Below are 23297 nucleotides of genomic sequence, written 5' to 3'. Positions count from 1 at the left end.
CTGGGAGGGAACCATGACCATCCTTGCCGATCTCCGGGGAAGAACGAACTCCTGGCACCGGCCGTCCGGGTTCGCGGCCGCCGCACTCGGGGTGGTGGCGGTGCTGTGCGTGGCCGCCATGGTCCTCGACCAGCGGGCTCTGGGAGGGGCGCCGCTCTGGGCGAAGCCGCTCAAGTTCGCGGTGTCCGGCGCGCTCTACTTCGCCACCTGGAGCTGGCTCGTCTCGCTGCTGCCGCGGTTCCGGCGCACCGCGAACTGGCTCACGAACCTCCTGGTCCTCATCTTCGCCGCCGAGTACGTCCTGCTGGTGTTCCAGGCCGCGCGCGGCCGGGCGAGCCACTTCAACGTCGCCACCCCGCAGGACGCCGCGGTCTTCGGCACCATGGCCGCGATGATCGCCGTGCTCTGGGTCGCCACCCTGGCGCTCACGGTGCTCATGCTGTTCACGAAGGTGTCCGACCGCGCGTCGTACTGGGCGGTGCGGGCCGGGGCGGTCCTCTCGCTGGTGGGGATTTCGCTCGGCCAGCTGATGACGAACCCGACCGCGCAGCAGCTCGCGCAGTGGAAGACCGGCGGGCGGCCGGACATGGTCGGCGGGCACACCGTCGGGCTCGAAGACGGCGGCCCCGGCCTGCCGATCCTCGGCTGGAGCACGGTGGGCGGCGACCTGCGGATCCCGCACTTCGTCGGCATGCACGCCCTGCAGGCCCTGCCACTGCTCGCCATCGCGCTGGTGGCACTGGCCGCGCGGTTCCCGCGGCTGCGTGACGACGTCGTCCGCGTCCGGCTCGTCCTGATCGGCGCGGCCGGGTACGCCGGCCTGATCGGGCTGGTCACCTGGCAGGCGCTGCGAGCGCAGTCGATCGCGCACCCGGACGCGGCGACGCTGGGCGCGTTCGCGCTGCTGGCCGCGGTGGTCGGGCTGGTCTCGTGGGCCACGGTGCGCGTCCGATGACCGTCTTCGACCTGGCCTTCCCGCTGGCGGCGCCGTTCTGGGCGCTGCTGATCTTCGCCCCGCGGTGGCGGTGGACCGCGCGGATCATGAAGTCGCCGTGGGTGCCGTTGCTGCCGCTGGTGTGCTACTTCGGGCTCGTGCTGCCGCACCTGGGCGAGTGGGGACGGGCGATGCTGCGGCCCGACCTCGGCGTCCTGCAGACGTTGCTGGCCACGCCGTGGGGCGCTGGGCTCGTCTGGGCGCACCTCATCGCGTTCGACCTGTTCATCGCGCGGTGGATGTACTTCGAAGGACGTTCGGCCGGCCTTTCGCCGTGGATCGTCAGCCCGATCCTGGTGGTGACGATCTTCCTCTCGCCGTTCGGGCTGGTGTTCTTCCTGCTGGTTCGAAGTGCCCGGTTACGCTCCCTCGCATGAGTGAACAAGAGGCCGCGAGCGCCATCGCCAAGCGCACCGGCGTGGACGCGCACGACATCGCGGTGGTCCTGGGGTCGGGCTGGCGTCCGGCGGCGGACGTCATCGGGGAGTGCGAGACGGAGATCCCGTTCGCCGAACTGCCCGGCTTCACCACGCCCGGCGCGGTGGGCCACGGCGGCACCATCCGGTCGCTGAAGGTCGGGGACAAGAACGTACTGGTGATGCTCGGCCGGACGCACTTCTACGAGGGCAAGGGCGTCGACCGGGTGGTGCACAACGTGCGCACCGCGGCGGCGGCCGGCGTCCGGTCGGTGCTGCTGACCAACGCGGCGGGCGGCCTGCGCGAGGGCTTCCGGGTGGGTCAGCCGGTGCTGATCTCGGACCACCTGAACCTGACCGCGCGCTCGCCGATCGTCGGCGCGAACTTCGTCGACCTGACGGACCTGTACTCGAAGCGCCTGCGGGACATCGCCCGCGAGATCGACCCGTCGCTCGAAGAAGGCGTCTACGCGGGCCTGACCGGGCCGCACTTCGAGACGCCGGCGGAGATCCGGATGCTGCGCACGCTGGGCGCGGACCTGGTCGGCATGTCGACCGTCCTGGAGGCGATCGCCGCCCGCGCGGCCGGGGTCGAGGTCTTCGGCCTGTCCCTGGTGACGAACCTGGCCGCGGGCATGACCGGGGAACCCCTCAACCACGAAGAAGTCCTGGAAGCCGGCCGTGCGGCGGCCACCCAGATGGGTTCCCTGCTGCGCGAGCTCGTCTCCCGCGCCTGACCCTGCCCGCCACTTTCACGTGAAAGTGACGTGGAGGGGACTCCTCCGGGTCACTTTCACGTGAAAGTGGCGCTTGGGCTCAGGCCAGGGTGGGGAGTTCGGCGGCGACGTCGGCCGGGGACGGCATGGCCGCGACTTCGGCGGCCAGGGCTCGGGCCGCGTCGCGGACCGCGGTGTCCGTGAGCAGGTGACGCGCCTTGGTGGCGACGGCTTCGGCCGTGACTTCGGCGCCGAGCAGGCGGTCGCCCACGCCCGCCGCGAAGACGGCGTCCGCGTTGGTGAACTGGTCCGCGCCCTGCGGGAGCAGCAGCTGGGGCAGGCCCTCGCCGAACGCGCCGAGCGTCGTGCCGCTGCCGCCGTGGTGGACCACCAGGTCGACGTGCGGGAGCAGCGCCGCCTGCGGGACCCACGCCTCGAGCCGGACGTTCGCCGGGACCTCGCCCAGGGCGTCCTCGGGCAGCGACGGGCCGGTGGCGACCAGGACGTCGACGTCCAAACCGGACAGACCGGCGATCGCCTCGCCGAGCACGCCCGCGTGGCCCATCGCCGTGCCCAGCGTCAGGTAGACCAGCGGACGCCGCTTGTCCAGCACGCCCGGCGGCAGCTCGCCCGGCTCGCTCCAGCCGACCGGGCGCAGCGGCACCCGGTGGGTGCGCGCCAGGAAATCCGGGTCCTGCACCGACTCCGGGCAGATGTCGACGAACGGGCCGCCGAACGTCAGGTCCTCGCCGACCTCGATGCCCAGCTCGCCGGCGTGCGAGAGGATCGCCTCGCGGATCATCGTGGTCATCGGGTCGCCGGTCGACACGCGGCCGAAACCGTGCGAGACCACCGGGAGCCCGGCCTTCAGCGCGGCGAACGCGCCGCCCGAATTGCCCGCCTCGCTGACCACCAGGTCCGGGCGGACGTGCTCGAACAGCGGCAGCAGGTCGGCGAGGAACCGCTTCGGCATCAGCTCGCCGAACACCTTCGCGACCACCGGGAACAGCACCTCCCGCGGGATGTCCCCCGGCGGGCCGGGCGGGCCCGCGTCGCCGAACACCTGGCCGAACGCCTGCCCGAAGGCGTCCTTGATGGCGAGCCCGGCGGCCGCCGTGTCGAGCCCGGCTTTGGTCAGCTGTGGCAGGAAGTCTTCCGAGGTGGCGAAGACGACGTCGTGGCCGGCCTCGCGCGCGGCGACCGCCAGCGGGACGAGCGGGAAGGTGTGGCCGAAGGACCCCAGTGAGGTGAAGAGTAAGCGCACTCCCCCGACCATAGCCCGTAGGCTGTCGCGGTGACATCGGATTCCACCCTGCGTGACGCCGCTTCCCGCTGGATCGCCGCCGACCCGGACCCCGCCACCCGCGCCGAACTCGAGGCCGTGCTGGCCCGGGTGGACAGCGACCCCGGGGCCGCCGTGGACCTGGCCGACCGGCTGGCCGGCCCGCTCGAGTTCGGCACCGCCGGCCTGCGCGGCCCGGTGCGCGCCGGGCCGAACGGGATGAACGTCGCCGTCGTCACCCGCACGACGGCCGGGGTCGCCCAGTGGCTGAAGGCGCACGGGCACGCCGGCGCGCTGGTCGTCGTCGGCCGCGACGCGCGGCACGGCTCGGAAGCCTTCACGACCGCCGCCGCCGAGGTGCTGACCGCGGCCGGGTTCGACGTCAAGGTGTTCCCCCGCCCACTGCCCACGCCGATCCTGGCGTTCGCCGTCGGCAGGCTCGGCGCGGTGGCCGGGATCCAGATCACCGCGTCGCACAACCCTCCGGCGGACAACGGGTACAAGCTCTACGACGCGACCGGCGGGCAGATCGTCCCGCCGTCCGACGGCGAGATCGAGCGGGCCATCGAGGCCGCGCCGCCCGCCGCCGACGTGCCGCGCGCGCCCGGCGCCGAGGTCGTCGACCTGCTGCCCCGCTACCTCGACGAGGTGGCGACGCTGCCGCTGGGGCACGAGCGCACGGTGCGGGTGGCCGCGACGGCGTTGCACGGCGTCGGCGCCGACACGCTGCGCGCGGCGTTCGAGCGGGCGGGGTTCACCGACCTGCACCTGGTCGGCGCCCAGGCCGCGCCGGACCCGGACTTCCCGACCGTGTCGTTCCCCAACCCCGAAGAACCTGGCGCGACGGACCTGCTGCTCGCCCTGGCGTCCGATGTGGACGCCGACCTGGCGATCGCGCTCGACCCGGACGCCGACCGGTGCGCGCTCGGCGTGCGCGAGCGGGACGGGCGGTGGCGGATGCTGCGCGGCGACGAAACCGGCGTGCTGCTCGGCTCGCACGTGCTGTCCACAGTGGATCGGACGGTGCTGCCGGACCCGCTGGTGGCCACCACGATCGTGTCGTCGTCGATGCTCGGCGAGATCGCGAAGGCCGAAGGCGCCCGCTACGCCGAGACGCTGACCGGCTTCAAGTGGCTGGTCCGGGCCGGCGACGGGCTGGTGTTCGCCTACGAAGAGGCGCTCGGGCTGTGCGTGAACCCGGGCTTCGTGCGCGACAAGGACGGCATCGCCGCCGCGACGCTGGCCGCCGGGCTCGCCGCGCAGCTCAGGGCGCAGGGCCGCACGCCACTGGACGTGCTCGACGAGCTGGCGCGGCGCCACGGCGTCCACCTGACCGACCAGGTTTCGCTGCGGGTCACCGATCTCGCCGTCCGCGGGCAGCTGATGGCGAAGGTGCGGGCGACGCCGCCGTCCCGGCTGGGCGGCGTCGAGGTCACCCTCGAAGACCTGCTGCCGGACGCCGACGTCGTGCGGCTGACCGGCGACGGCGTCCGCGTGGTCGTGCGGCCGTCCGGGACCGAGCCGAAGCTGAAGGCGTACCTGCAGGTGGTGGCCCCGGTGACCGACGATCTGGCCGGCGCGCGCGCCGCCGCTCAGGAGCGGTTGACGGCGCTGCGGGCGGACGTCGAGGAGCTACTCGCCTGATGGCGCGGCTGCTGGTCGTCCACCACACGCCGTCGCCGTCGACGCAGGCGCTGTTCGAAGCGGTCGTGGCCGGGGCGACGCACCCGGACATCGAGGGGGTGGAGGTGGTCCGCCGGGCGGCGCTGGCGGCCACCGCCACCGACGTCCTCGAAGCCGACGGCTACCTGCTGGGTACGCCGGCGAACCTGGGCAGCATGAGCGGCGCGCTGAAGCACTTCTTCGACACGATCTACTACCCGTGCCTGGACGAGACGCGAGGTCGCCCGTTCGGGTACTGGATTCACGGCAACAGCGACACCTCGGGCACGGAACGGCAACTGCTGGCCATCACGACGGGCTTGGCGTGGGCCAAAGCGGCAGAACCCGTCATCACCACGGGTGAACCGGACAAGAAAACCTTCGAAGCGTGCGCCGAACTGGGCGGCACGCTGGCCGCGACACTGATGGACCGCGGAAATTAAAGGGGCCTGTCACCGGAAGCCCTGGGGGTCGACCTCCGGCAACAGGCCGTGACCAAGGGTTCGCCCGAGGGCGATCAACCTTGGCCTGTGAAGCGTACTACAGACGGCCGATCATGACGAGTCGAAGGCGCGACAACCTCTCGCCTGAACCGTTCCGTACACCCCCAGGGCACGGAGGGTCAGGCGAGAGGCGAGCCAACTGTAAACCACTGCATACGACAGCTGTCAACATGTGCGTACAGTGGCTCTGCGGCTAGACTTTCCGCGGCTGGATTCCCAGGGGGTGGAGATGGCACGGGAACGCACCTTCGCGGAGCGCCTGAGCGCCCTGATCGAGGCCGCCCGGCTGGACGGCCGGGCACCGCACAGCTACCGGGAGATCTCGGCCGCCGTCGAGCGGGCGGGCGGCCCGGCGATGTCGCCGGCCTACCTGCAGCAGCTCGCGACGGGCAAGCGGGTCAACCCGAAGATCCACTACGTCGAGGCGCTGGCCCGGCTGTTCGGCGTGCCGGTGACGTACTTCTTCGACGAAGAGGTGGCGGCGCCGCCGGCGGGTGAAGCGCAGCTGATGGCGATGCGGGCCCAGGAGCTGTCCCCGCAGGGGCGGCGGCAGGTGATGGACCTGCTGGAGCTCGTCGAGCGCTACGAGCGGGCCGAACGCGAGGGCCGGAACCCGGAGGACGGCGAGAGCCGGGGCCAGGGAAGCGCGGCTCGATGAAGGAGCGCGAGCTGCGCCGCCGCTGCCGGAAGCTGCTCAAGGAGCTCGACATCGGACCGCCGCTGGACGTCGAGGTGCTGTGCGCGCGGCTGGGCGAGCGGCGCGGGAAGCCGATCCGGCTGATGGCGTACCCGCTCGAAGTGCCGGGCCCGTTCGGCTGCTGGATCGCGACGTCGTCCGCGGACTACATCTTCTACCAGGCCGAAACGACCAAATCGCACCAGGACCACATCATCCTGCACGAACTCGGCCACATGCTGGCCGACCACCACCCGCACGGCGACGCCGAGCCGGCGGACTTCCTGCGCGGCCCGGCGCCCGGTCTCGACCCCGATGCCGTCCACCGCGCCCTGCGCCGCTCGTCCTACGATGACGCGCACGAGTGGGAAGCCGAGACCGTCGCGACGATCATCCTCGAATGGGCGTCGGTCCTGAACTACACGATCCCCCGGCGCGCCGCGGACCGGGATCTCCGCCGGATCCAGGGGGCGCTCGGCGATCACCAAGGGTGGTTGTGAGCACACTTTTCAGCCCGGTGAACCTGATCGCCCTGCTGCTGTTCGCCGCCGCGCTCGCGTGGCGGATCTACCAGGTGTCGCGAGCGCCGACCGTGCCGAACTGGGCCGTCACCGCCTGCGTGGCCGGGTTCGCGGCGGCGTTCCTGCTGCAGCAACCGGTGCTCTCCGACGACGTCGACGCGCTGCTGGGCCGGGGCGCGTCGCGCGTGGCGAACAACGCGCTGCTGGCGTGCGGCCTCTGCGCGCTGGTGATCTTCTTCCTCGGCTCGGCGCTGGGCCCCCGCCGGCACCGCCGGGTGGTGGCCGAGCTGATCCCGCTGGCGGCGGCGATCGCGCTGATGATCGCCGCGATGCGGCTGACGCGGCCGGAGCTGCGCGGGCTGCCGCTGGGGCCCTCGACGATCCACGACAGCGGGGTCGCGGTCTTCTACCTCGGCGCCGGGCTGTACCTGATCTACGGCCTCATCGCCTGCACCGCCTGGATCGTGCGGTACCTGCGGGTGGCCGACCGCGACCTGCGGATCGGGCTGCGGCTGGGCGCGATCGGCATGGCGAGCGCGGCCACCGGCAGCATCCTCCGCGCGCTGTACATCGTGGTGGCGTGGGTGTTCGGGCCGGTCGTGAAGATCCTGCTGCTGCTCGCGGTGCCCTTCGTGATCGCCGGCGGGATGCTGTTCCTCGCGGGCGTCACCTACCCGGGGGTGCGGGCGCGGATCTCGGCGCTGCGGCGGCGCCGGCGGCACCGGCGGGAGCACGCGGCCCTCGCTCCCCTGTGGACGGTCCTGGTCGAGGCGTTCCCCAGCATCGTGCTGCGGACCCCGCCGCGCCGCGGCGACCGGCTGTCCCACCGCGGGCACTACCGGCGGGTGATCGAGATCCGGGACGGCCTGGTGCAGCTCTCGCCGTACCTGGACGCGGACTTCGGCGAGCTCGTGGCCACCGACCCCGGTGCCGCGGCGGCCGCGCTGAAGGCGGCGCTGCGGCGGCACGCGGACGGCGAACCCACCGACGGCCGCGCCAAGCAGGTGCTGCCCGCCGGGGCGGACGACCTCGAATCCGACGTCCGGCCGCTGCTCGCGCTGTCGGCCGCGATGACGAACGGGAAGTGACGTGGACACCCTGATCACCGCCGGCCGGGTGCTGCCGCGGCCGGCCACGCCGATCGAGGACGGTGCCGTGCTCGTGCGCGACGGCGTGATCGCCGCGTGCGGCCCGCGCGCGGACGTCGTCGCGCGGGCCGCGCCGGACGCGGCCCGGCACGACTTCCCCACCGGGACCGCGTTGGCCGGGCTGTTCAACGTCCACGTGCACCTGGCGTTCGACGCGTCCCGGGAGATGCTGGCCCGCTTCTCCGAAAGCGAAGACCGGCTGGACGGCGCGCGTTCGCGGCTCACAGCGCTGCTGCGCAGCGGCGTCACGACCGTGCGGGACCTCGGCGATCGCGAGCACCTCGGCGCGGCCGTCCGGCGCTCGTTCGAGGGATCTCCGGCGCCGCGGCTGCTCGTGTCCGGGCCGCCGATCACCGTGCCGGGCGGTCATTGCCACTTTTTCGGCGGCGAAACGGCTTCCGACGACGAAATCCGCGCCCTGATCGACGCGAACGCGGCCGCGGGCGCGGACGTCATCAAGGTGATGGCCAGCGGCGGCCAGATCACCGAAGGCGGCGCGGACATGTGGGAGTCGCAGTTCGACGCCCGGCAGCTGCGGGTGGTCACCGAGCACGCGGCGGCCCACGGGTTGCCGGTGGCGGCCCACGCCCACGGCGCCGACGCGATCGAGGCCGCCGTCGAAGCCGGGGTTTCGACGGTCGAGCACTGCAGCTTCCTGACCGGGCCGCGGTCGTTCGACCGCCGTACGCACGTGGCGAAGCGGATGGCGGCCGACGGCATCTCGGCGTGCTCCACGAGCAGCCGCAACTGGCGGGTGATCGTCGAGAAGCTCGGCGACGACGTCGCACAGGCGATGTACGGGCGGCTGCCGTGGCTGGAGGAACACGGCGTCCGGCTGCTCGCCGGCACCGACGCGGGCCTGCCGGGCTCGGTGTTCGACGACCCGGCCGGCGCGCTGGAGCTCTACGAATGGCTGGGGTTCTCCCGCCGCCGGATCCTGGAGATCGCGACCGAGGACAGCGCGGCCGGGCTGGGGCTGGCCGCGGTGACCGGCCGTCTCGAACCCGGGCTGGCGGCGGACGTCCTGGTCGTCGAAGGCGATCCGCTCGCCTCGCTGGCCGCTCTCCGCAATCCCCTGCTGGTGCTCGCCCAAGGCCAGTCCGCCACTTTCACGTGAAAGTGATCCGGAGGGAACTCCTCTAGGTCACTTTCACGTGAAAGTGCCGGTTTGGTGACAGCGTTTTAAAACAGTGTTACTGTTGCGTCGTCAACCCGAGGAGGAGCTTTCGATGCACGGACCGACCCAGCTGTTCACGGTGATCGCGCTGGTCTCCCTGCCGACCGTGATGTACGGCGGCTACGCGCTGATGGGCGTCATGCGCGAGCGCAAGCTGACCGAGCACCAGCGCGCGATGTTCCGGGCCGGCCACGCGCACGCCGGCGTCCTGCTGATCCTCGCGCTGGTCGCGCTGCAGATCCTGAGCCGCACGACGCTGTCCGACACGACGTTGTGGATCGGCTGCTTCCTGCTGCTGTTCGGGATCCTCGCCCAATCGGGTGGATTCTTCGTCCACCTGATCCCGGGCAGGGGCAGGCTCGGCGGGCGCGTGACGTCCGTGGGCGCGGTCCTGCTGGCCGCGGCGACGCTGCTCACCGCCTACGGGGTCGCCTTCCCCTGAAAACCCGGATGCGGCCGGTCGTTAAGCTGGCGACGTGCCTGAATACCTGCCGACCGCGCCCTACAAGGGGACCCGGGACTTCCTGCCCGCCGAAATGTCCGTGCGAACGCAGGTGTTCGGTCATCTCTACGACGTCCTCGAGCGCCGCGGCTTCCTCCGCTACGACGGCCCGATCCTCGAGTCGGCCGAGATCTACGAGCGGAAGTCCGGCCAGGAGATCGCGGACAAGCAGCTGTACACCCTCACCGACAAGGGCGGGCGGCGGCTGGCGCTGCGGCCGGAGATGACGCCGTCGGTGGCGCGGATGATCGCCGGCAGCGCGAAGTCGCTGTCGTTCCCCGTCCGCTGGTACAGCCACCCGAACTGCCACCGCTACGAGGCGCCGCAGCGCGGCCGCGTGCGCGAGCACTGGCAGATCAACGCGGACATCTTCGGCTCGGACAGCGCCAACTGCGAGATCGAGATCTTCGAGCTGGTGCACGACATGATGGCCGCGCTGGGCGCGACGCCGGACATGTTCGTGCTGCGCGTCAACGACCGGAACCTGCTGACGTCGGCGCTCACCGACGTCGCCGGGGTGTCGGCCGACCACCTGGCCCAGGTGTTCGCGCTCGTCGACCGCTGGGAGAAGTACCCGCGCGAGAAGCTGGCCGAGAGCGCCGGGGAGATCGGGCTGTCGGACAAGCAGTTCGAGAAGCTCGCCGAGACGCTCGACGCGGGCGAGGCGCTGCTCGACGAGCTGCCCGCCGAGGTGCGGGAGCAGTCGAACCTCGTGAAGGTGCTCAACAGCAGCGCGAGCTCGCTGGTGAAGTACGAGCCGATCATCGTGCGCGGGCTGGCGTACTACACGTCGACCGTGTTCGAAGTCTTCGACACCTCGCCGGAGAACCGCCGCGCCCTCTTCGGCGGCGGCCGCTACAGCGACCTCGCGTCGATGTTCACGCCGCAGCAGATCCCGGGCATCGGGTTCGGCATGGGCGACGTGACGCTGATCGACTTCCTCGACACGCACGGACTGACGCCGGCCCCGCGCAGCGAGGTCGACGTCATGGTCATCCCGGTGACCGAGGACCTTTCGGACGCGGCCCGTTCGGTGGCGGCGTCCCTGCGCGCCGCGGGACTGCGGACGTCGACGCCGATCGAGCACCGCAAGCTCGGCAAGGAGCTGACCCGCGCGGACAAGGCGGGCGCGGTCGCGGTGGTGATCGTCGGCCAGGAGGACTGGGCCGCCGGGAACGTGACGGTCCGGAGCCTGGCGACGCGCGAGCAGAACCCGGTCGCGGCCGCGGACGCCCCGGCGGCCGTGCGGGCCCTGCTCGCGTAAATGGGTTCGACTCCCCTCCGGCGCCAGGGCATCCTGGGCGCCGGAGGGGGAGGCCGATGATCGTTTTCGAGGACGTGCGGCAGTGGATCGAGTTCGACACGGCCGTGCGGCGAGCGTCGTGGTACCGCGCCGAAAGGCGGCTGCGCCGCCGGCTTTCGCGCGAAGAACTGGCCGAAGCCGCGTGTGACAGCAACGGGTATCTGCGCGAGGCCGCCGTCGAACGGCTGGCGGTCAGCACGGACCCCGAAGCGCTGCCGCTCCTGCTGCTCCGGTGCGTCGACTGGGTCCGGCCGGTCCGGGAGCGCGCCCGGTCGGCCGTCTCGTCCAAACTGGACCAGCCCACGCTGCGCGCGATGCTGCCGCTGCTCGGCCTCCTGCGGCGGCGTGCGGTCGACGACTGGATGACCACGCTGCTGCGCGAGGCGCTGCCGAACGTGCTCGAGGACGCGTTGGCACTCGAGGACCGGGAAACCCGCCGCTGGTTCCACGGCGAGGCGATCGGGCTTCTTTCCCGCGAGCGGCTGCTCGACATCGCGTTGCGGGACCACGACTTCGTGGTCCGCGCGGTGTGCGGCAACGTGCTGCTCGACCGCGGCGAACACGTCGAGGAGCTGGCGGCGGCCGGCGCACCGAAGGTCCGGGTGCGGGCGTTGACGCTGCTCGGCACCGACGCCGCCGTGGTCTCCCTGGCGGACCGTTCGTCGGCGGTCCGGTCGATGGCGCAAGCCCTGGTCCTGAAGGCGGGCGGCGACCCGGCGGCGCACTACCGCGCGATGCCGGCGTCGTTCGGCGCGATCGCCGGACTCGGTGAGACCGGCACGGCCGCCGACGCTGCGCGGCTGGAGCGTCACCTCGCCGACGACCGGCCCCGGATCCGCCGCGCGGCGGTCCGCGGCCTGCGCCGGATCGCGCCGGAGTCGGAGGCGGTGCGGCCGTTGCTGACCGACCCGTCGCCCGCGGTGACCCGCCAGGTGGTGACGTTCCTGCGCGGGCGGTTCACCGACCCGGCCACGCTGCGGGCCCTGCTGGACCCCGCCCGCCCGGTCCACACGCGCCGGGCGGCCGCGGCCCTCCTCCGCGACCACGACACGTGGGTGCGCCTGCACACGGACCTCGCCCTGCTGGCCGACCCGGACCTGGCCGCCCAGGCCCACCAGGACATCCACACCTGGCTCCGGCACTCGACGACCACCTACACCACCCCGCCCCCGGCCCTGGCCGCCGAAATCGACGCAGCCTGCACCACCCTCGACCCCGCCTTGGCCCGCGAAATCCGCTTCGCCCTCCCAGCCACCCGGAACTCACGTGATCAAGGCCGGAACTCACGTGATTGAAGCCGGATCTCGTGAGTTCCGGCTTCAATCACACGAGTTCCGGGCCTGATCACACGAGTTCCGGGCCGGATCACGAGGGGTCGGCGCGGAGGAGGCGGAGGGTGAAGGTGGCGCCGGCTCCGGGGCGGGCCGCGGCCGCGATCGTGCCGCCGTGGCCGGTCACCACTTCGCGGACCAGGGCCAGGCCGATGCCGAAGCGGCGGCCGTCGCCGTCGGAGCCGCGGGCGAACCGCTCGAAGATGCGGTCCGCGTCGGACTGGGGGAAACCCGCTCCCGTGTCACGGACCCGCAGCTCGACGTGCCGCTCGTCGGGGACCCCGAGGGACACCTCGATCGAGCCGCCCGGCGGGGTGTGGCCGAGTGCGTTGTCCAGCAACGCCGAGAGCACGCGGCGCAACGCCGTCGGCACGCCCTGGACGACGTACGGCCGCCGCTCGCGCGTCACCGCCAGGCGGACCTGGCCCTCCTCCGCGCGCACCGCTTCCGCCGCGACCGCCTCCTCGGCCAGCACGCCCAGTTCGACCAGCTCCAGCGACGGCCGTTCGCCGCACGCCTGGGCCGACAGCAGCAGGTCCTCGACGACTTCGCCGAGTTCCCGCGTGCCGCGCACCAGGTGGTCGAGCTCGGCCGCGTCGCGGCCGGACGCCCGCCGGGCCAGCAGCTGCGCGCGGGTGTGCAGCCGGGTCAGCGGCGCCCGCAGTTCGTGGGACGCGTCCGCGACGAACGTCCGCTGCCGCCGCAGGGCGTCCTCCAGGGGCCGGATCGCCCGGCGGGCCAGCACCCGGCCGCACCCCAGGGCCGCCAGCAGGGCGAGCACCTCCGCGACGCCGAGCCCGAACACCAGCGACGAGCGGTCCTGGATCTGGTACCGCTCCTCGAAGAACGCCTGGGAGACGACGCCGCCGCGGTTCTCCACCCGGATCGTGTGCGTCATCCCGCCGATCGAGCGCCGTTCGGTGTGGACGTCGCCGGGCGACGGCACGAGCGCGTCCAGCTCCGGGATCGGCATGCCCGCCGGCGGCGGCCCCGCGGGGGCGTGCGCTGCCGGTGTGAACAGCCAGACGCAGCCGGGCGGGGTCGCGGCGGGGCCGAGCTGGATCGTCCTGGCCAGCAGCCGGTCCGCGTCGGCGTGCTGACCGGACAGCAGGATTCCGTACGCGATGGCGCCGGCGACGGCCACGAGCAGCGACACCACGACGGAGATCTGCGCGGTGATCACCCACCGCGCCCGCCGCAGGGCTCGCTCCTCCGGGTCGGGACTCATACCACGCCGATCTGGTACCCCAGGCCGTGCACGGTCCGCACCGCGTCCCGGCCGAGCTTGCGCCGCAGGTAGTACACGTAAGTGTCCACTATGGACTCGCCGGTCGAGTCGGCGAACACGCGCGTGCGCAGCGCCGCCCGCGGGTGGATCGCCTTGGGCCGCTGCGCCAGCGCCCGCAGCAGCTCGAACTCCCGCCCGGACAGCGTGATCCGCTCGCCGCGCGGCAGCACGACCTCGTGCCGCTGCAGGTCGAGGGCCGCCGTGCCGAGCGGCAGGCACTCGGCGCCTTCCAGGTCACGGCGGCCGAGCGCCCGCAGCCGGGCCAGCAGTTCCTCGGCCTCGAAGGGCTTGACGAGGTAGTCGTCCGCGCCGGCGTCGAGGCCCGCCACGCGGTCGGCCACCTCACCCAGCGCCGAGAGCACCAGGACCCGCGTGGTCACCGCCCGGGCCCGCAGCCGCCGCAGCAGCTCCAGCCCGTCGAGCACCGGGAGCCGCCGGTCGATGACCATCACGTCGTACCGCCCGGTGAGGCCCAGGTGCAGACCTCGCTGGCCGTCGTGCGCCGCCTCGGTCTCGTAGCCTTCGTCCGCGAGCAACTCGCCCAACATGCCCGCCAGTTCCCGGTCGTCTTCGACCAGCAGCACTCTCGGCTTCGCCACCCCGTCGCGCACCGATCCATCTTGACAGTTATTTCCGAACTTGAAGAATCAACTTTTCCCGGTCACCGGAACAGGTTCGGCCGTCAGGAGCAGGGCGGTGCTCCCCTTGCGCGCATCGCGCCGGTCGAGCCAGCTCAGCAGCGGCGCGGTCATGATCGTGGTGACCAGCGCGACGAGCACCAGCACGGTGAACAACGCCGAGGAGACGATCCCGGCGGCCAGCCCGATGTTGAGCGCGATCAGCTGCATCAGGCCACGCGCGTTGACGAGCACGCCGACCCGCGACGCGATCTCCGGCGGCTCGCCCGCCAGCCGGGCCGCGCCCCAGGACGCGCCCAGCTTGCCGACGATCGCGACGACCACCGTCACCAGCGCGAAGGCGAGCAGCTTCGGGTCGGCGAGCAGCGCGAACCGGGTGTTCAGACCCGAGTAGGTGAAGAACAGCGGAACGAACACGATCCGCCCGATCGGCATGATCTTCGCGAGCACCGCGTCGGACGCGAGACCGCGGGGGAAGGCCACGCCGACGGTGAACGCGCCGAACACCGCGTACAGGCCGATGGTGTCGGTGAACCAGGCCGCCGCGAACAACGCCATCGCGGTGATGAGCACGCGCTGGTCGACGGTCACCCGGTCGCTGCGCATCATCCGGTTCAGCAGCCGCCGCCCGACGATGAACACGAGCAGCGCGAACAGCAGCCCGCCGCCGAGGGCCAGCGCCACCGGCCCGGCCGACCCCGCGTGCATGCCGAGCACGACGGCCAGCAGCAGCCACGCGAGGACGTCGTCGAGCGCGCCGCAGGCCAGCGCCAGCGAGCCGAACTTCGTCGACGCGATCCCCCGTTCGGTGATGATCCGGACCATCATCGGGAACGCCGTGATCGCCACCGCCACCCCGACGAACGCCGCCGAGGTGACCAGCGAAACGCCGTCCTTGCCGATGTCGACCCACGACGTGCCGAGGACCGCGACGCCGACGCCGAGCGCCAGCGGCACCAGCGTCCCGGCCGAGGAGATGGCCGCGACCGACTTGCGCGACCGGGCGATGCTCTGCAGGTTGAACTCGTAGCCGGCGCCGAACATGTAGATGACCAGGCCGATCTGGCCGCCGACGTAGAGCAGCGAGCGGATGCCGTCCGGGAAGATCGCCGCTTGCACGTCCGGCAGCAGCAGCCCGAACAGCGACGGGCCGAGCAGCACGCCGGCGATCATCTCCCCGACCACCGGCGGCTGGCCGAGCTTGACCGCGGCCAGGCAGACCAGCCGGACCACCACGAGGATCACCACGACGGCGAGGAAGAAGACCGGTGCTGCTTCGGACGGGCTCATCGGTTGCCTCCGGCGAAGTAGGTCGAGCACAGGGCAAGGCGGCGGGCGTCGAGAACCATGTACGTGCCGAACACGAGCTGGGCGAAGCTGCGCCAGACGTCTTCCCAGCGGTCGCGGACCGCCAGCCACACCAGCGGCGCGCGCCGGCGGCGGTCCCCGCGCGGGGTGAGCAGGGCCGGGCCGCGGTTGGGGATGGACCGCGTGTGGGCGGCCGTCGAGGCGAGGCTGAAGCGCCGCAGCACTTCCTGCGCCACGACCCGCATGGTCACCGGGGCGATCCCGCGGGCCGGGCAGGCGCGGTTCTGCGCGACGCCGAACGGGATGAACTCCTCCGCCGGGGCCTGTTCGGCGAAGTCCGGGTAGCTGAAGCACAGCACCGTCCCGGCCGGGATGGTGAGCTGGTCCAGCTCGATGTCCGCGGTGGAGATCCGGTGCGCGATGCCGAACAGCGGGTACTGGCGCAGGCCGTCGTCGACGACCTGGTCGATGTCCTCCGGGTGGTCGGCGAGCCGCTGCTGGACGCCGTCGTCCCGCGCGATGATCATCAGCAGGTGCGCCATCGCCTCCGACATCTGCACGACGGCGGTGGTGAAGAACGTGCCCTGCAGGTAGTAGGCCTGCTCCTCCGCGGTCAGGGACTGCGGGAGCGGGTGCGGGACATCGGCGAGACGCTGCCTGAGGTACTTCGTCAGCCTCGCCCGGCGGCGCATGTTCCGCGGCCGCACACACTTCAGCGCCGAAGCGACGTCGTCCGCGTGCGCCACGATGAGCTCGCGAGCCCGCGGCGGGCACGGCTCGTCGAACACCAGCTCGTAGTACAGCTCGGCCCAGATCGGCATCATCTCGTCACGCAGCCGGACGAGCCCGGGGCGGACGCCGTCCAGGACGTGGCGGGCGACGCGCCGGGTCAGCTCTTCGGAGTCCTTTTTGGACTTGACCAGGATGTGGCGGGTGCACTTGGCCACCTCGTCGTAGCGCGGCCCGGCTTCCAGGTGTTCCTGGTGCACCTCGGCCCCCGGCGACAGCCAGTACCAGAACAGGTCGGACAGCGCGGCACCGCGGCTGCGGCCGTTCGCCGCCGGATCGGCGTAGACGCGCCGGAAGTCGGCGACGCCGACCTGCGGACCCGGGATCGTCACCGCGTCCTGGCCGTTGACCAGCGCGAAGATCCGCATCCGCAGCGCGACGACGCGCTCGGGCAGCCAGGCGAGCACCTTGCCGATCATCGCCGCACCTGGTCCGGGGTGAGGTCCGCCGGGTGCCGCCCGCCGCACAGCGCGAGCGCCTGGTCGAAGTCGGCCCGCAGCATTTCGAGTGTCTCCGAAACACCCTCCCGGCCACCCGCCGCCAGCCCCCACACGACCGGGCGGCCGACGCCGACCGCGTCCGCGCCCAGGGCGAGCGCCTTCACCACGTCGGTGCCGCGGCGGATGCCGCCGTCCAGCAGCACCGGCAGCGCTCCCCCGACGGCCGCCGCGATCTCCGGGAGCACGTCGATGGTGGCGGGCACGGTGTCGAGCTGGCGGCCGCCGTGGTTGGACACGACGATGCCGGCGACGCCGTGGTGCACGGCCAGCCGCGCGTCCTCGGCGTGGAGCAGGCCCTTGATCAGCACGGGCAGCTTGGTCTTGGACCGCAGCCACGCGATGTGGTCCCAGTTCAGCCCGGCCGACATGACGATTTCGCGGACGTGGCTGGTGTTGCCGCCACTGCGGTTTTCGCCGATGTTGCGCAGGTTTTCGACGAACAGCCCGGGGGGCAGGTCGTGGAACGCGTTGCGGTCGTCGCGCTCGCGGCGGCCGAGCACGGGCGAGTCGACGGTGACGACGAACGCCTTCACTCCCGCGGCTTCGGCGCGCCGCACGATCGCCTCGGTGAACTCCAGGTCCGGCTGCAGGTAGAGCTGGAACCACAGGCCGGGGTCCGGCGCGACCTCGCGGGCGGCCGCGGCGATGTCCTCGATCGCCGTGGTCGCGGCCATGCTGACGATCATGATCGTGCCCGCCCGCGCCGCCGCCCGCGCGGTGGCGAGTTCGCCGTCGGGGTGCGCGAGCCGGTGAAACGCCGTGGGCGCGACGAGGATCGGCATCGAGGACGGCGTGCCGAGCAGTGTCACGCTCAGGTCGCGTTTGTCGCTGCCGCGCAGCACCCGGGGGATCAGCCGCAGCTTTTGGAACGCCGTTTCGTTCTCCCGCAGGGTGATCTCGTCCTGCGCGCCGCCCGCGAAGTAGTCGTAGTGCGCCGGGTCGAGGCGCTCGCGGGCCGCGGCTTCGAACTCCGCGATCGTCCGCATCAGAGCTCCCGGGTGAAGAACGCGGTCAGCGGCTCGACGTGCACCTCTTTGTCCCACTCGTTCTCGAGGTTTTCGGTGACGTGGTGGGTGGCGACGAGCTCGCCGCGGCGGTAGTGCCGGACGATCGGGTGCAGGTAGTGGCCTTCGCCGTGGTCGTTGGCCTTGTCCTGGGCGGCGCGGGCGACGAAGTCGAACGGGTCGATCTTGTCGTGGTCCGGGCCGTAGTCGAGGGTGACGACGTACGCGTCGTCCGGCGGGTCTTCGAGGACCCGGTCGACCGGCACCTCTTCGAGGTAGCGGGCCGTGTCGCCGTCCACGACCACGACGTCGCCGAGGAAGCCGAACTGCTGGTACAGCCCGGAAGTCCGGTTGATCCGGGCGATGACCGCCTCGGTCAGCGCGTCCGGTTTGGCGGGCAGCTCGGTGTGCGGCCACGGAACATCGTGGTAGCGCTCGTTCAGCACCTTGGCCAGCGCGCGGACGCCGTAGCGGAAGCCGTGGATGAAGGCGCTGGTGGCCTTCTTGAAGTCACGGACCTGCGTGATCGTGCCGGCGAAGTAGAGGCCGGGCACGTTGACCGACTCCCAGGTCGAGGTCTGCGCCGGGAACCGGTCGTTGATGGTGAGTTCCGGGCGGCAGTCTTCGTCGAAGAGCCCGGCGTCGAACCGGAAGCCGGTGCAGCCGATCACGCGGTCGTAGCGGATCTCCTTGATCACTTCGTCGGCGCGGGCGAAGGCGAACTTGACGTGGTAGCCGTCGGCGTCCTTGCGGACTTCGCGCACGTCGCCGTCGAGGATCGCGTGCTGCAGCTTGAGCTGGTACATGTCGAGGATGCCCGCGTTGTAGGCGCGGAGGTGCCCGACGAAGTGCGTGCGCCAGGCCAGCTTCACCGGCCGCGGGCCGCCGACGTGCACGACCGCGGCCTGCTCGATCAGGTTGTCGGCCGTCTCGAAGGCGGAGTTGCCCTTGCCGAGCACGAGGACGCGCTGGTCGGTGAAGCTCTTCGGGTCGACGTCGACGTCCACGTACTGGTCGATCAGCTCGGCGCCGGGGAAGTCCGGGATGTACGGCTTGGTCACGCCGGTGGCCATGATCAGCCGGTTCGCCCGGAACTCCTCGTCACCGGCGGTGAGAACGAAGATCTCCCGCTCGCGGCGGATGCGCGTCACCCGGGTGTCGTAGCGGATGTTCAGCTGGTACTTCGCCGCGTAGTCCGCGAGGTAGCGGAGGAGGTTCTCGGCGTCCGGGAAGAGCTTCTCGCTGTAATCGGTGAACAGGACCGGATTTTCGTCGCCGTCGGCGAGGATCGAGTTCCAGTCCATCCGCATGCGCAGCTCCGGGTCGGTGTACCCGGTGTGCTTCTTGTTGATGGAGATGAGGGTCCGGTGCCGCGGGAAGGTCTCGAAGAAGTGCCCGGGCGCGGACCCGGCTTCCAGCACCAGGTACCGGTGCCCGGCGTGGCCGAGGAACTGCCCCAGCTGCACCCCGGCCGGCCCGGCCCCGACGACCAGATAATCGAGCACTTCCTCCGCCACGACGACCTCCTGAGGCTCCGCACCGACCGCATGATCGGCGCCGAGCCTGCTCCGGAGATCTCAGAAAAGCCTCAGAAGTAAGTTACTTCCCCGCCGCGCGGGCGAGCCGTTCCGGATAGCGCTCCCCCGCGACGGCGTCGGCCGGGGCGGCCGCCGCGATGGCCGCCAGGTCCTCGGCCGTCAGTTCCAGCGAAGCCGCGGCCACGTTCTCCTCGAGGTACCGGCGGCGCTTGGTGCCCGGGATCGGGACCACGTCCTCGCCCTGGGACTGGACCCACGCCAGCGCCAGCTGCCCGGCGGTGACGCCCTTCTCCTCGGCCAGCTCGCGCAGCGCGTCGACGATCGCCATGTTCCGCTCGAAGTTGCCCTCGGCGAAGCGCGGCAGGCCGCGGCGCATGTCGTTCTCCGGCAGGTCCCGCACCGACTTCACCGCGCCGGTCAGGAAGCCGCGGCCCAGCGGCGAAAACGGGACGATGCCGATGCCGAGCTCGCGGCACGTGTCGAGGATTTCGCCCTCGATGCCGCGGGTCCACAGCGACCACTCGCTCTGCAGCGCCGTCACCGGGTGCACCGCGTGCGCGGCCCGGATCGTCGCCGCGCTCGCCTCGGAGATCCCGGCGTACCGGATCTTCCCGGCCGCCACCAGCTCGGCGAGAGCTCCCCAGGTCTCGTCGATCGGCGTGTCCGGGTCGACGCGGTGCTGGTAGTACAGGTCGATGTGGTCGACGCCGAGCCGGCGCAGCGACTCGTCGCACGACTGCTTCACGTACGCGGCGTCCCCGCGGGCGCCCATCGCGTCGCCGGTCCACACGATGCCGAACTTCGTCGCGAGCACGACCTCGTCGCGGCGGCCGGCGATCGCGCGGCCGACCAGCTCCTCGTTGACGCCGGCGCCGTAGACGTTCGCGGTGTCCAGCAGCGTCACCCCGAGCTCGAGCGCGCGGTGGATGGTCGCGATGGACTCTTCGTCGTTGTCCTGGACGCCGTAGGCCTGGCTCATGCCCATGCAGCCGAGCCCCTGCGCGCCGACTTCCAGGCCCCCCAGCTTCCTGGTCTTCACGCGGAAATCTCCTCCATGCCGGGTTCGATGCCGAGCACCTTCTGCTCGACGCGTTCGTAGTTCTCGATCTTGTAGTCGAGGATGTCGAGACAGCCCTGAAGCTCCGCGATCCGCTCCGCGACCGACCGGCGCTGCTCCACCAGCAGGGCCTTGCGGCGGCCCGCGCTCGCGACGCCGTGGCGGCGCAGCGACGCGTACTCGCGCATGCTCTTGATCGGCATGCCGGTGGTGCGCAGCTTGGTCAGGAAACCCAGCCAGTTGAGGTCGTCGTCGGAGTAGGCCCGGCGGCCCGCGGCGTCCCGCGCGGGCGGGTCGAGCAGTTTGATGCGCTCGTAGTACCGGAGGGTGTCGATGGACAGTCCGCTACGTCGCGCGGCTTCCGCTATCGAGTAGCTCATGCGCCCGACAGTACGACCTGGAGTGCACTCCAGGTCAAATTCGCCCGCTGGCCATCCATAACACTGTTCCGATACGCTCGGTGCATGGCGCGACCCCGCACGCACGACGAAGCGCTCCGGCTCAAGCTGCTCGACCGGGCCGGCGAGCTCCTCGCGGCCGACGGGCCGAAGGCGCTTTCCCTGCGCAAGCTGGCCGCCGACGCCGGGACGTCGACCACCGCCGTGTACTCGCTCTTCGGCAGCAAACCCGATCTGGTGAACGCCCTCTACACCGAGGGCTTCCGCCGCTTCGGCGCCCGGATGGCCGGGACGCCGCTGACCGGCGACGCCGTCGAGGACCTCGTCGCGCTCGGCAGCGCGTACCGCGCGAGCGCGCTGGCCGACCCGCACCTCTACGGGATCATGTTCACCAAGTCGGTGCCCGGGTTCGAGCCGAACGAGGACGCCGAAAAGCTCGCCCGCGAAACGCTCAAGCCGCTGGAGCGGATCATCCGCCGAGCCATCGCCGACGGCGTCTTCCTCGACGTCCCGCCGGAGACCGTCGCGGTCGGCTGCTGGGCCATCGTGCACGGCCTGGTGTCCCTGGAGCTGTCCGGCAACCTGCCGGAAGAGTTCGACGTCACGACCTCCTACGAAGCCGCTCTGCGCGCGAACGCCTCCGGCTGGCTGCGGCCTCAGAGCGGCAGGTCCCCTTCGTAGACGACCCCACCCCGCCCGTCCCGCGCCACCACGGTCACGTTCACCCCGGTCTCGTACCGCTCCTTCGGCACCCAGACGACGAACATCCCGTCGACGGCCGTGCCCTCGGCACTCGTCCCCCCGCCGAAGCCGACCGACACGCCGGCCGCCGTCTTCGGCACCACCGCCGCGAACGGCGTCCGCGACTTGCCCGGCTCGCCACCCGCCTCGACCGCCCCCAGGGTGCTCACCAGGATGCGCCGGGCGGGAACCCGCCGGTCGAAGGCGAAGTCGGGGTAAGCGCGGGCCTGCGTCTTCCCCGGCTGCCCGTACTCGGGTTCCCGGGTGCAGGCCACGACGCGATCACCCAGGCGGCCCATGACCACCTGGTAGCCGTCCGCCTCGAGCAGCGGTCCCGGCCGGTAGCTCGCGCCGTCCGGGATCCGTTCTTCGGCGTCGGCCAGGCAGTCGCCGAGCACCCGGCCCGCGGGTGAGGTCCGGTCGGCGGGCTCGGGGCGGTCGGTGACCGACAGCAGTGGCGGGGGCGCCGGAGGCAGCGTCATGGCGCTGGGGACATCGGGGTTGCCGATGGTGAGCACGGTCCGCGCCGGGTCGGTACGGGTCAGCACCACGAACTGGTGGCTGACCGGGGAAAAGACGAGGTTGTGCGACGACGTGTCGCCGTGCGCGGTCCGGGTCCCGAGGTCGGCCTTCCGCCAGCCCGGATCCACCAGCCCGCCGACGAGGCCGGTCGGGCTGTGGAGCAGTACCCCCGCGCGTGAGCCCGGCCCGTACGCCGGAGTGGCTTCCGGGTCCGAAAGCGTCACGGTCGTCTCGGTCGTCTCGCAGAACATCGGCTTGCCCGCGGCCGTGGCGGCGACGACCGCGTCCCCTTCCTGTTCGTCGGTGAACAGCGGAACCCAGTCTTCGCGCGGAGCCACCCGGCCGGTCTTCCCCGCGACCTGAACCGCGGCCCAGCACCGGTCCAACGCCGTCTTCGCGAGCACGCCGTCGAGCTTCAGCCCGTTGGGGACCGCCGGCGGCACGTCGGCGGGCTGCCGCAGCTGCCGGGTCACGACGACCGCGCCCACGGCGAGGACGAGCACCGCGGCGGCCGCCGCGTACCAGACCCGGGACGGCCGGCGCTTCGCCATGCCCTGGTGGAGCCCGGCGCGCAACCGGGCGCGGACGTCGTCCGGCAGTTCGCGCCGGGGCGGCAGGCCGAAGCCGTCGTTCATTTCCCCGCCTCCTTCAGCAGCGTGCGCAGCCGGGCCCGGCCCCGGGACAGGTGGGCGCGGACGGTGACCTCGGCGACGGTCAGCAACGCGGCCGCGTCGGCGACGCTCACGTCGCCGAGCAGGCACAGCTCGACGACCTCCCGCTGCGACTTCGGCAGCGTCCGCACGGCTTCGACGATCTCGCGGACCCGCTGCTCGCCGTCGAGCCGCTCGGCGACCGAGTCGGCGTGATCGGCCACGACCGGCGGGTCCGGCACCTTCCGCAGCAGCCGCAGCCGCCGTCTCGCGCCGCGGTGTTCGTCGCGGGCGGCGTTGGCGGCCACCGTGTAGAGCCACGGAAGGGCGCTGTCCCGGACCAGCGTCACGTCGGCGCGGCGGCGCCAGGCGGTCAGGAAGGTGTTCGACGTCAGGTCCTCGGCGGCGCTCCACGACCCGGTCAACCGGTAGGCGTGGTTCCAGACGGCCTCGGCGTGCCGCTCGAAGAGCTCGCCGAAGGCCGCTTCGTCACCGCCGGACGCCCGGTCCCACAGTGTCCGGTCACCCACCGGCGCCCCCGTCGCATGGCTGGTCACACTCCTCAGTGGCCGGCAGCGGAGGAGGTGTTGCGCGCAACTTCCGCGAACCGGGCGGCCACTTCCGGTCGTGATC

At 72.0% G+C, this 23297-nt stretch carries 24 protein-coding genes; 13 read left to right on the top strand and 11 right to left on the bottom strand.

The features are described 5' to 3' along the window. Positions 1–13: 13 nt before the first annotated feature. From DV20_RS30850 to DV20_RS30840, 3 genes are read left to right on the top strand one after another with little or no spacing between them, the layout of a single operon-like run. Positions 14–955 (top strand): hypothetical protein, encoded by a 942-nt coding sequence (locus DV20_RS30850; RefSeq protein ID WP_043786465.1) that lies wholly within the window; start codon positions 14–16, stop codon positions 953–955. After that, on the top strand, positions 952–1371 hold the full coding sequence (locus tag DV20_RS30845) for an ABA4-like family protein (RefSeq protein ID WP_043786578.1): 420 nt from the start codon (positions 952–954) through the stop codon (positions 1369–1371). The genes DV20_RS30850 and DV20_RS30845 overlap by 4 nt, the downstream gene beginning before the upstream one ends. Next, a complete protein-coding gene (locus DV20_RS30840) occupies positions 1368–2147 on the top strand; it encodes a purine-nucleoside phosphorylase (protein WP_043786464.1) in 780 nt (259 codons plus the stop codon). Before DV20_RS30845 ends, DV20_RS30840 begins: the two co-directional genes overlap by 4 nt. A gap of 79 nt (positions 2148–2226) precedes the next feature. On the opposite strand, the gene DV20_RS30835 is transcribed toward DV20_RS30840, so the two are convergent. Continuing rightward, positions 2227–3390, bottom strand: coding sequence for a glycosyltransferase (locus tag DV20_RS30835; protein WP_043786577.1), 1164 nt, complete (start codon positions 3388–3390; stop codon positions 2227–2229). A gap of 30 nt (positions 3391–3420) precedes the next feature. Here DV20_RS30835 and DV20_RS30830 point away from each other — a divergent pair, with 30 nt between their 5' ends. The 9 genes from DV20_RS30830 (at position 3421) to DV20_RS30790 (ending at position 12195) form a co-directional block, all read left to right on the top strand. Further along, a complete protein-coding gene (locus tag DV20_RS30830; protein ID WP_043786462.1) occupies positions 3421–5052 on the top strand; it encodes a phospho-sugar mutase in 1632 nt (543 codons plus the stop codon). Further along, complete coding sequence (locus DV20_RS30825; protein ID WP_043786459.1) at positions 5052–5513, top strand: flavodoxin family protein; 462 nt, start codon at positions 5052–5054, stop codon at positions 5511–5513. The genes DV20_RS30830 and DV20_RS30825 overlap by 1 nt, the downstream gene beginning before the upstream one ends. A 289-nt stretch (positions 5514–5802) precedes the next feature. Then, positions 5803–6231: a helix-turn-helix domain-containing protein gene (locus DV20_RS30820; protein ID WP_043786456.1), complete on the top strand. Its 429-nt coding sequence runs from the start codon at positions 5803–5805 to the stop codon at positions 6229–6231. After that, entirely contained in the window at positions 6228–6749 is a 522-nt protein-coding gene (locus DV20_RS30815; RefSeq protein ID WP_043786453.1) for a hypothetical protein, read from the top strand. Before DV20_RS30820 ends, DV20_RS30815 begins: the two co-directional genes overlap by 4 nt. Further along, positions 6746–7858 carry an MAB_1171c family putative transporter gene (locus tag DV20_RS30810; RefSeq protein WP_043786452.1) on the top strand — a complete coding sequence of 371 codons (1113 nt, stop codon included), beginning with the start codon at positions 6746–6748 and terminating at the stop codon, positions 7856–7858. The genes DV20_RS30815 and DV20_RS30810 overlap by 4 nt, the downstream gene beginning before the upstream one ends. Before the next feature lies 1 nt (position 7859). After that, on the top strand, positions 7860–9035 hold the full coding sequence (locus DV20_RS30805; protein WP_043786450.1) for an amidohydrolase family protein: 1176 nt from the start codon (positions 7860–7862) through the stop codon (positions 9033–9035). 112 nt (positions 9036–9147) lie between these two features. After that, positions 9148–9537: a hypothetical protein gene (locus DV20_RS30800; RefSeq protein ID WP_043786449.1), complete on the top strand. Its 390-nt coding sequence runs from the start codon at positions 9148–9150 to the stop codon at positions 9535–9537. Positions 9538–9571: 34 nt separating this feature from the next. Continuing rightward, the gene (hisS, locus tag DV20_RS30795) at positions 9572–10861 is read left to right on the top strand and encodes a histidine--tRNA ligase (RefSeq protein WP_043786448.1); all 1290 of its coding nucleotides are present in this window, start codon (positions 9572–9574) and stop codon (positions 10859–10861) included. A gap of 56 nt (positions 10862–10917) precedes the next feature. Further along, positions 10918–12195 (top strand): HEAT repeat domain-containing protein, encoded by a 1278-nt coding sequence (locus tag DV20_RS30790; protein ID WP_051736205.1) that lies wholly within the window; start codon positions 10918–10920, stop codon positions 12193–12195. A gap of 70 nt (positions 12196–12265) precedes the next feature. On the opposite strand, the gene DV20_RS30785 is transcribed toward DV20_RS30790, so the two are convergent. The 8 genes from DV20_RS30785 to DV20_RS30750 all read right to left on the bottom strand — a co-directional run bounded on the left by DV20_RS30785 (position 12266) and on the right by DV20_RS30750 (position 20733). Continuing rightward, positions 12266–13459 (bottom strand): sensor histidine kinase, encoded by a 1194-nt coding sequence (locus DV20_RS30785; RefSeq protein WP_043786446.1) that lies wholly within the window; start codon positions 13457–13459, stop codon positions 12266–12268. Continuing rightward, a complete protein-coding gene (locus tag DV20_RS30780; RefSeq protein ID WP_043786574.1) occupies positions 13456–14103 on the bottom strand; it encodes a response regulator transcription factor in 648 nt (215 codons plus the stop codon). The genes DV20_RS30785 and DV20_RS30780 overlap by 4 nt, the downstream gene beginning before the upstream one ends. Before the next feature lie 63 nt (positions 14104–14166). After that, positions 14167–15447, bottom strand: coding sequence for a cation:proton antiporter (locus DV20_RS30775; RefSeq protein WP_043786444.1), 1281 nt, complete (start codon positions 15445–15447; stop codon positions 14167–14169). Further along, positions 15444–16673, bottom strand: a complete 1230-nt coding sequence (locus tag DV20_RS30770; protein WP_043786442.1) for a cytochrome P450 family protein — start codon at positions 16671–16673, stop codon at positions 15444–15446. Before DV20_RS30770 ends, DV20_RS30775 begins: the two co-directional genes overlap by 4 nt. Continuing rightward, entirely contained in the window at positions 16670–17740 is a 1071-nt protein-coding gene (locus DV20_RS30765; RefSeq protein WP_043786440.1) for an alpha-hydroxy acid oxidase, read from the bottom strand. The genes DV20_RS30770 and DV20_RS30765 overlap by 4 nt, the downstream gene beginning before the upstream one ends. Continuing rightward, positions 17740–19275 carry an NAD(P)-binding domain-containing protein gene (locus DV20_RS30760; RefSeq protein ID WP_043786439.1) on the bottom strand — a complete coding sequence of 512 codons (1536 nt, stop codon included), beginning with the start codon at positions 19273–19275 and terminating at the stop codon, positions 17740–17742. The genes DV20_RS30765 and DV20_RS30760 overlap by 1 nt, the downstream gene beginning before the upstream one ends. An 82-nt stretch (positions 19276–19357) precedes the next feature. After that, on the bottom strand, positions 19358–20281 hold the full coding sequence (locus tag DV20_RS30755; protein WP_235191024.1) for an aldo/keto reductase: 924 nt from the start codon (positions 20279–20281) through the stop codon (positions 19358–19360). A 50-nt stretch (positions 20282–20331) separates the two neighbouring features. Further along, complete coding sequence (locus tag DV20_RS30750) at positions 20332–20733, bottom strand: MerR family transcriptional regulator (protein ID WP_043786437.1); 402 nt, start codon at positions 20731–20733, stop codon at positions 20332–20334. An 84-nt stretch (positions 20734–20817) separates the two neighbouring features. Here DV20_RS30750 and DV20_RS30745 point away from each other — a divergent pair, with 84 nt between their 5' ends. Further along, entirely contained in the window at positions 20818–21432 is a 615-nt protein-coding gene (locus DV20_RS30745; protein ID WP_043786436.1) for a TetR/AcrR family transcriptional regulator, read from the top strand. Here DV20_RS30745 and DV20_RS30740 read toward each other — a convergent pair. Together DV20_RS30740 and DV20_RS30735 are read right to left on the bottom strand one after the other, a co-directional pair. Then, on the bottom strand, positions 21408–22649 hold the full coding sequence (locus tag DV20_RS30740; protein ID WP_043786435.1) for a hypothetical protein: 1242 nt from the start codon (positions 22647–22649) through the stop codon (positions 21408–21410). The two genes, DV20_RS30745 and DV20_RS30740, sit on opposite strands and share 25 nt — an antisense overlap. Beyond that, positions 22646–23221: an RNA polymerase sigma factor gene (locus DV20_RS30735; RefSeq protein ID WP_043786434.1), complete on the bottom strand. Its 576-nt coding sequence runs from the start codon at positions 23219–23221 to the stop codon at positions 22646–22648. Before DV20_RS30735 ends, DV20_RS30740 begins: the two co-directional genes overlap by 4 nt. Between the last annotated feature and the right edge of the window lie 76 nt (positions 23222–23297).

This window comes from Amycolatopsis rifamycinica, assembly GCF_000695625.1.
GTDB lineage: Bacteria > Actinomycetota > Actinomycetes > Mycobacteriales > Pseudonocardiaceae > Amycolatopsis > Amycolatopsis rifamycinica.
The sequence above is the reverse complement of the archived record's forward strand: the minus strand, read 5'-3'. Positions and strand labels throughout refer to the sequence as shown.

Bases quoted from the DNA above. Each gene is read 5' to 3' on its own strand.
- DV20_RS30775 (WP_043786444.1), bottom strand. From the start codon at position 15,447: ATGAGCCCGTCCGAAGCAGCACCGGTCTTCTTCCTCGCCGTCGTGGTG.
- DV20_RS30750 (WP_043786437.1), bottom strand. From the start codon at position 20,733: ATGAGCTACTCGATAGCGGAAGCCGCGCGACGTAGCGGACTGTCCATC.
- DV20_RS30740 (WP_043786435.1), bottom strand. From the start codon at position 22,649: ATGAACGACGGCTTCGGCCTGCCGCCCCGGCGCGAACTGCCGGACGAC.
- DV20_RS30800 (WP_043786449.1), top strand. From the start codon at position 9,148: ATGCACGGACCGACCCAGCTGTTCACGGTGATCGCGCTGGTCTCCCTG.
- DV20_RS30745 (WP_043786436.1), top strand. From the start codon at position 20,818: ATGGCGCGACCCCGCACGCACGACGAAGCGCTCCGGCTCAAGCTGCTC.
- DV20_RS30755 (WP_235191024.1), bottom strand. From the start codon at position 20,281: ATGGGCATGAGCCAGGCCTACGGCGTCCAGGACAACGACGAAGAGTCC.
- DV20_RS30770 (WP_043786442.1), bottom strand. From the start codon at position 16,673: ATGATCGGCAAGGTGCTCGCCTGGCTGCCCGAGCGCGTCGTCGCGCTG.
- DV20_RS30785 (WP_043786446.1), bottom strand. From the start codon at position 13,459: ATGAGTCCCGACCCGGAGGAGCGAGCCCTGCGGCGGGCGCGGTGGGTG.
- DV20_RS30850 (WP_043786465.1), top strand. From the start codon at position 14: ATGACCATCCTTGCCGATCTCCGGGGAAGAACGAACTCCTGGCACCGG.
- DV20_RS30825 (WP_043786459.1), top strand. From the start codon at position 5,052: ATGGCGCGGCTGCTGGTCGTCCACCACACGCCGTCGCCGTCGACGCAG.
- DV20_RS30820 (WP_043786456.1), top strand. From the start codon at position 5,803: ATGGCACGGGAACGCACCTTCGCGGAGCGCCTGAGCGCCCTGATCGAG.
- DV20_RS30765 (WP_043786440.1), bottom strand. From the start codon at position 17,740: ATGCGGACGATCGCGGAGTTCGAAGCCGCGGCCCGCGAGCGCCTCGAC.
- DV20_RS30790 (WP_051736205.1), top strand. From the start codon at position 10,918: ATGATCGTTTTCGAGGACGTGCGGCAGTGGATCGAGTTCGACACGGCC.
- DV20_RS30840 (WP_043786464.1), top strand. From the start codon at position 1,368: ATGAGTGAACAAGAGGCCGCGAGCGCCATCGCCAAGCGCACCGGCGTG.
- DV20_RS30845 (WP_043786578.1), top strand. From the start codon at position 952: ATGACCGTCTTCGACCTGGCCTTCCCGCTGGCGGCGCCGTTCTGGGCG.
- DV20_RS30815 (WP_043786453.1), top strand. From the start codon at position 6,228: ATGAAGGAGCGCGAGCTGCGCCGCCGCTGCCGGAAGCTGCTCAAGGAG.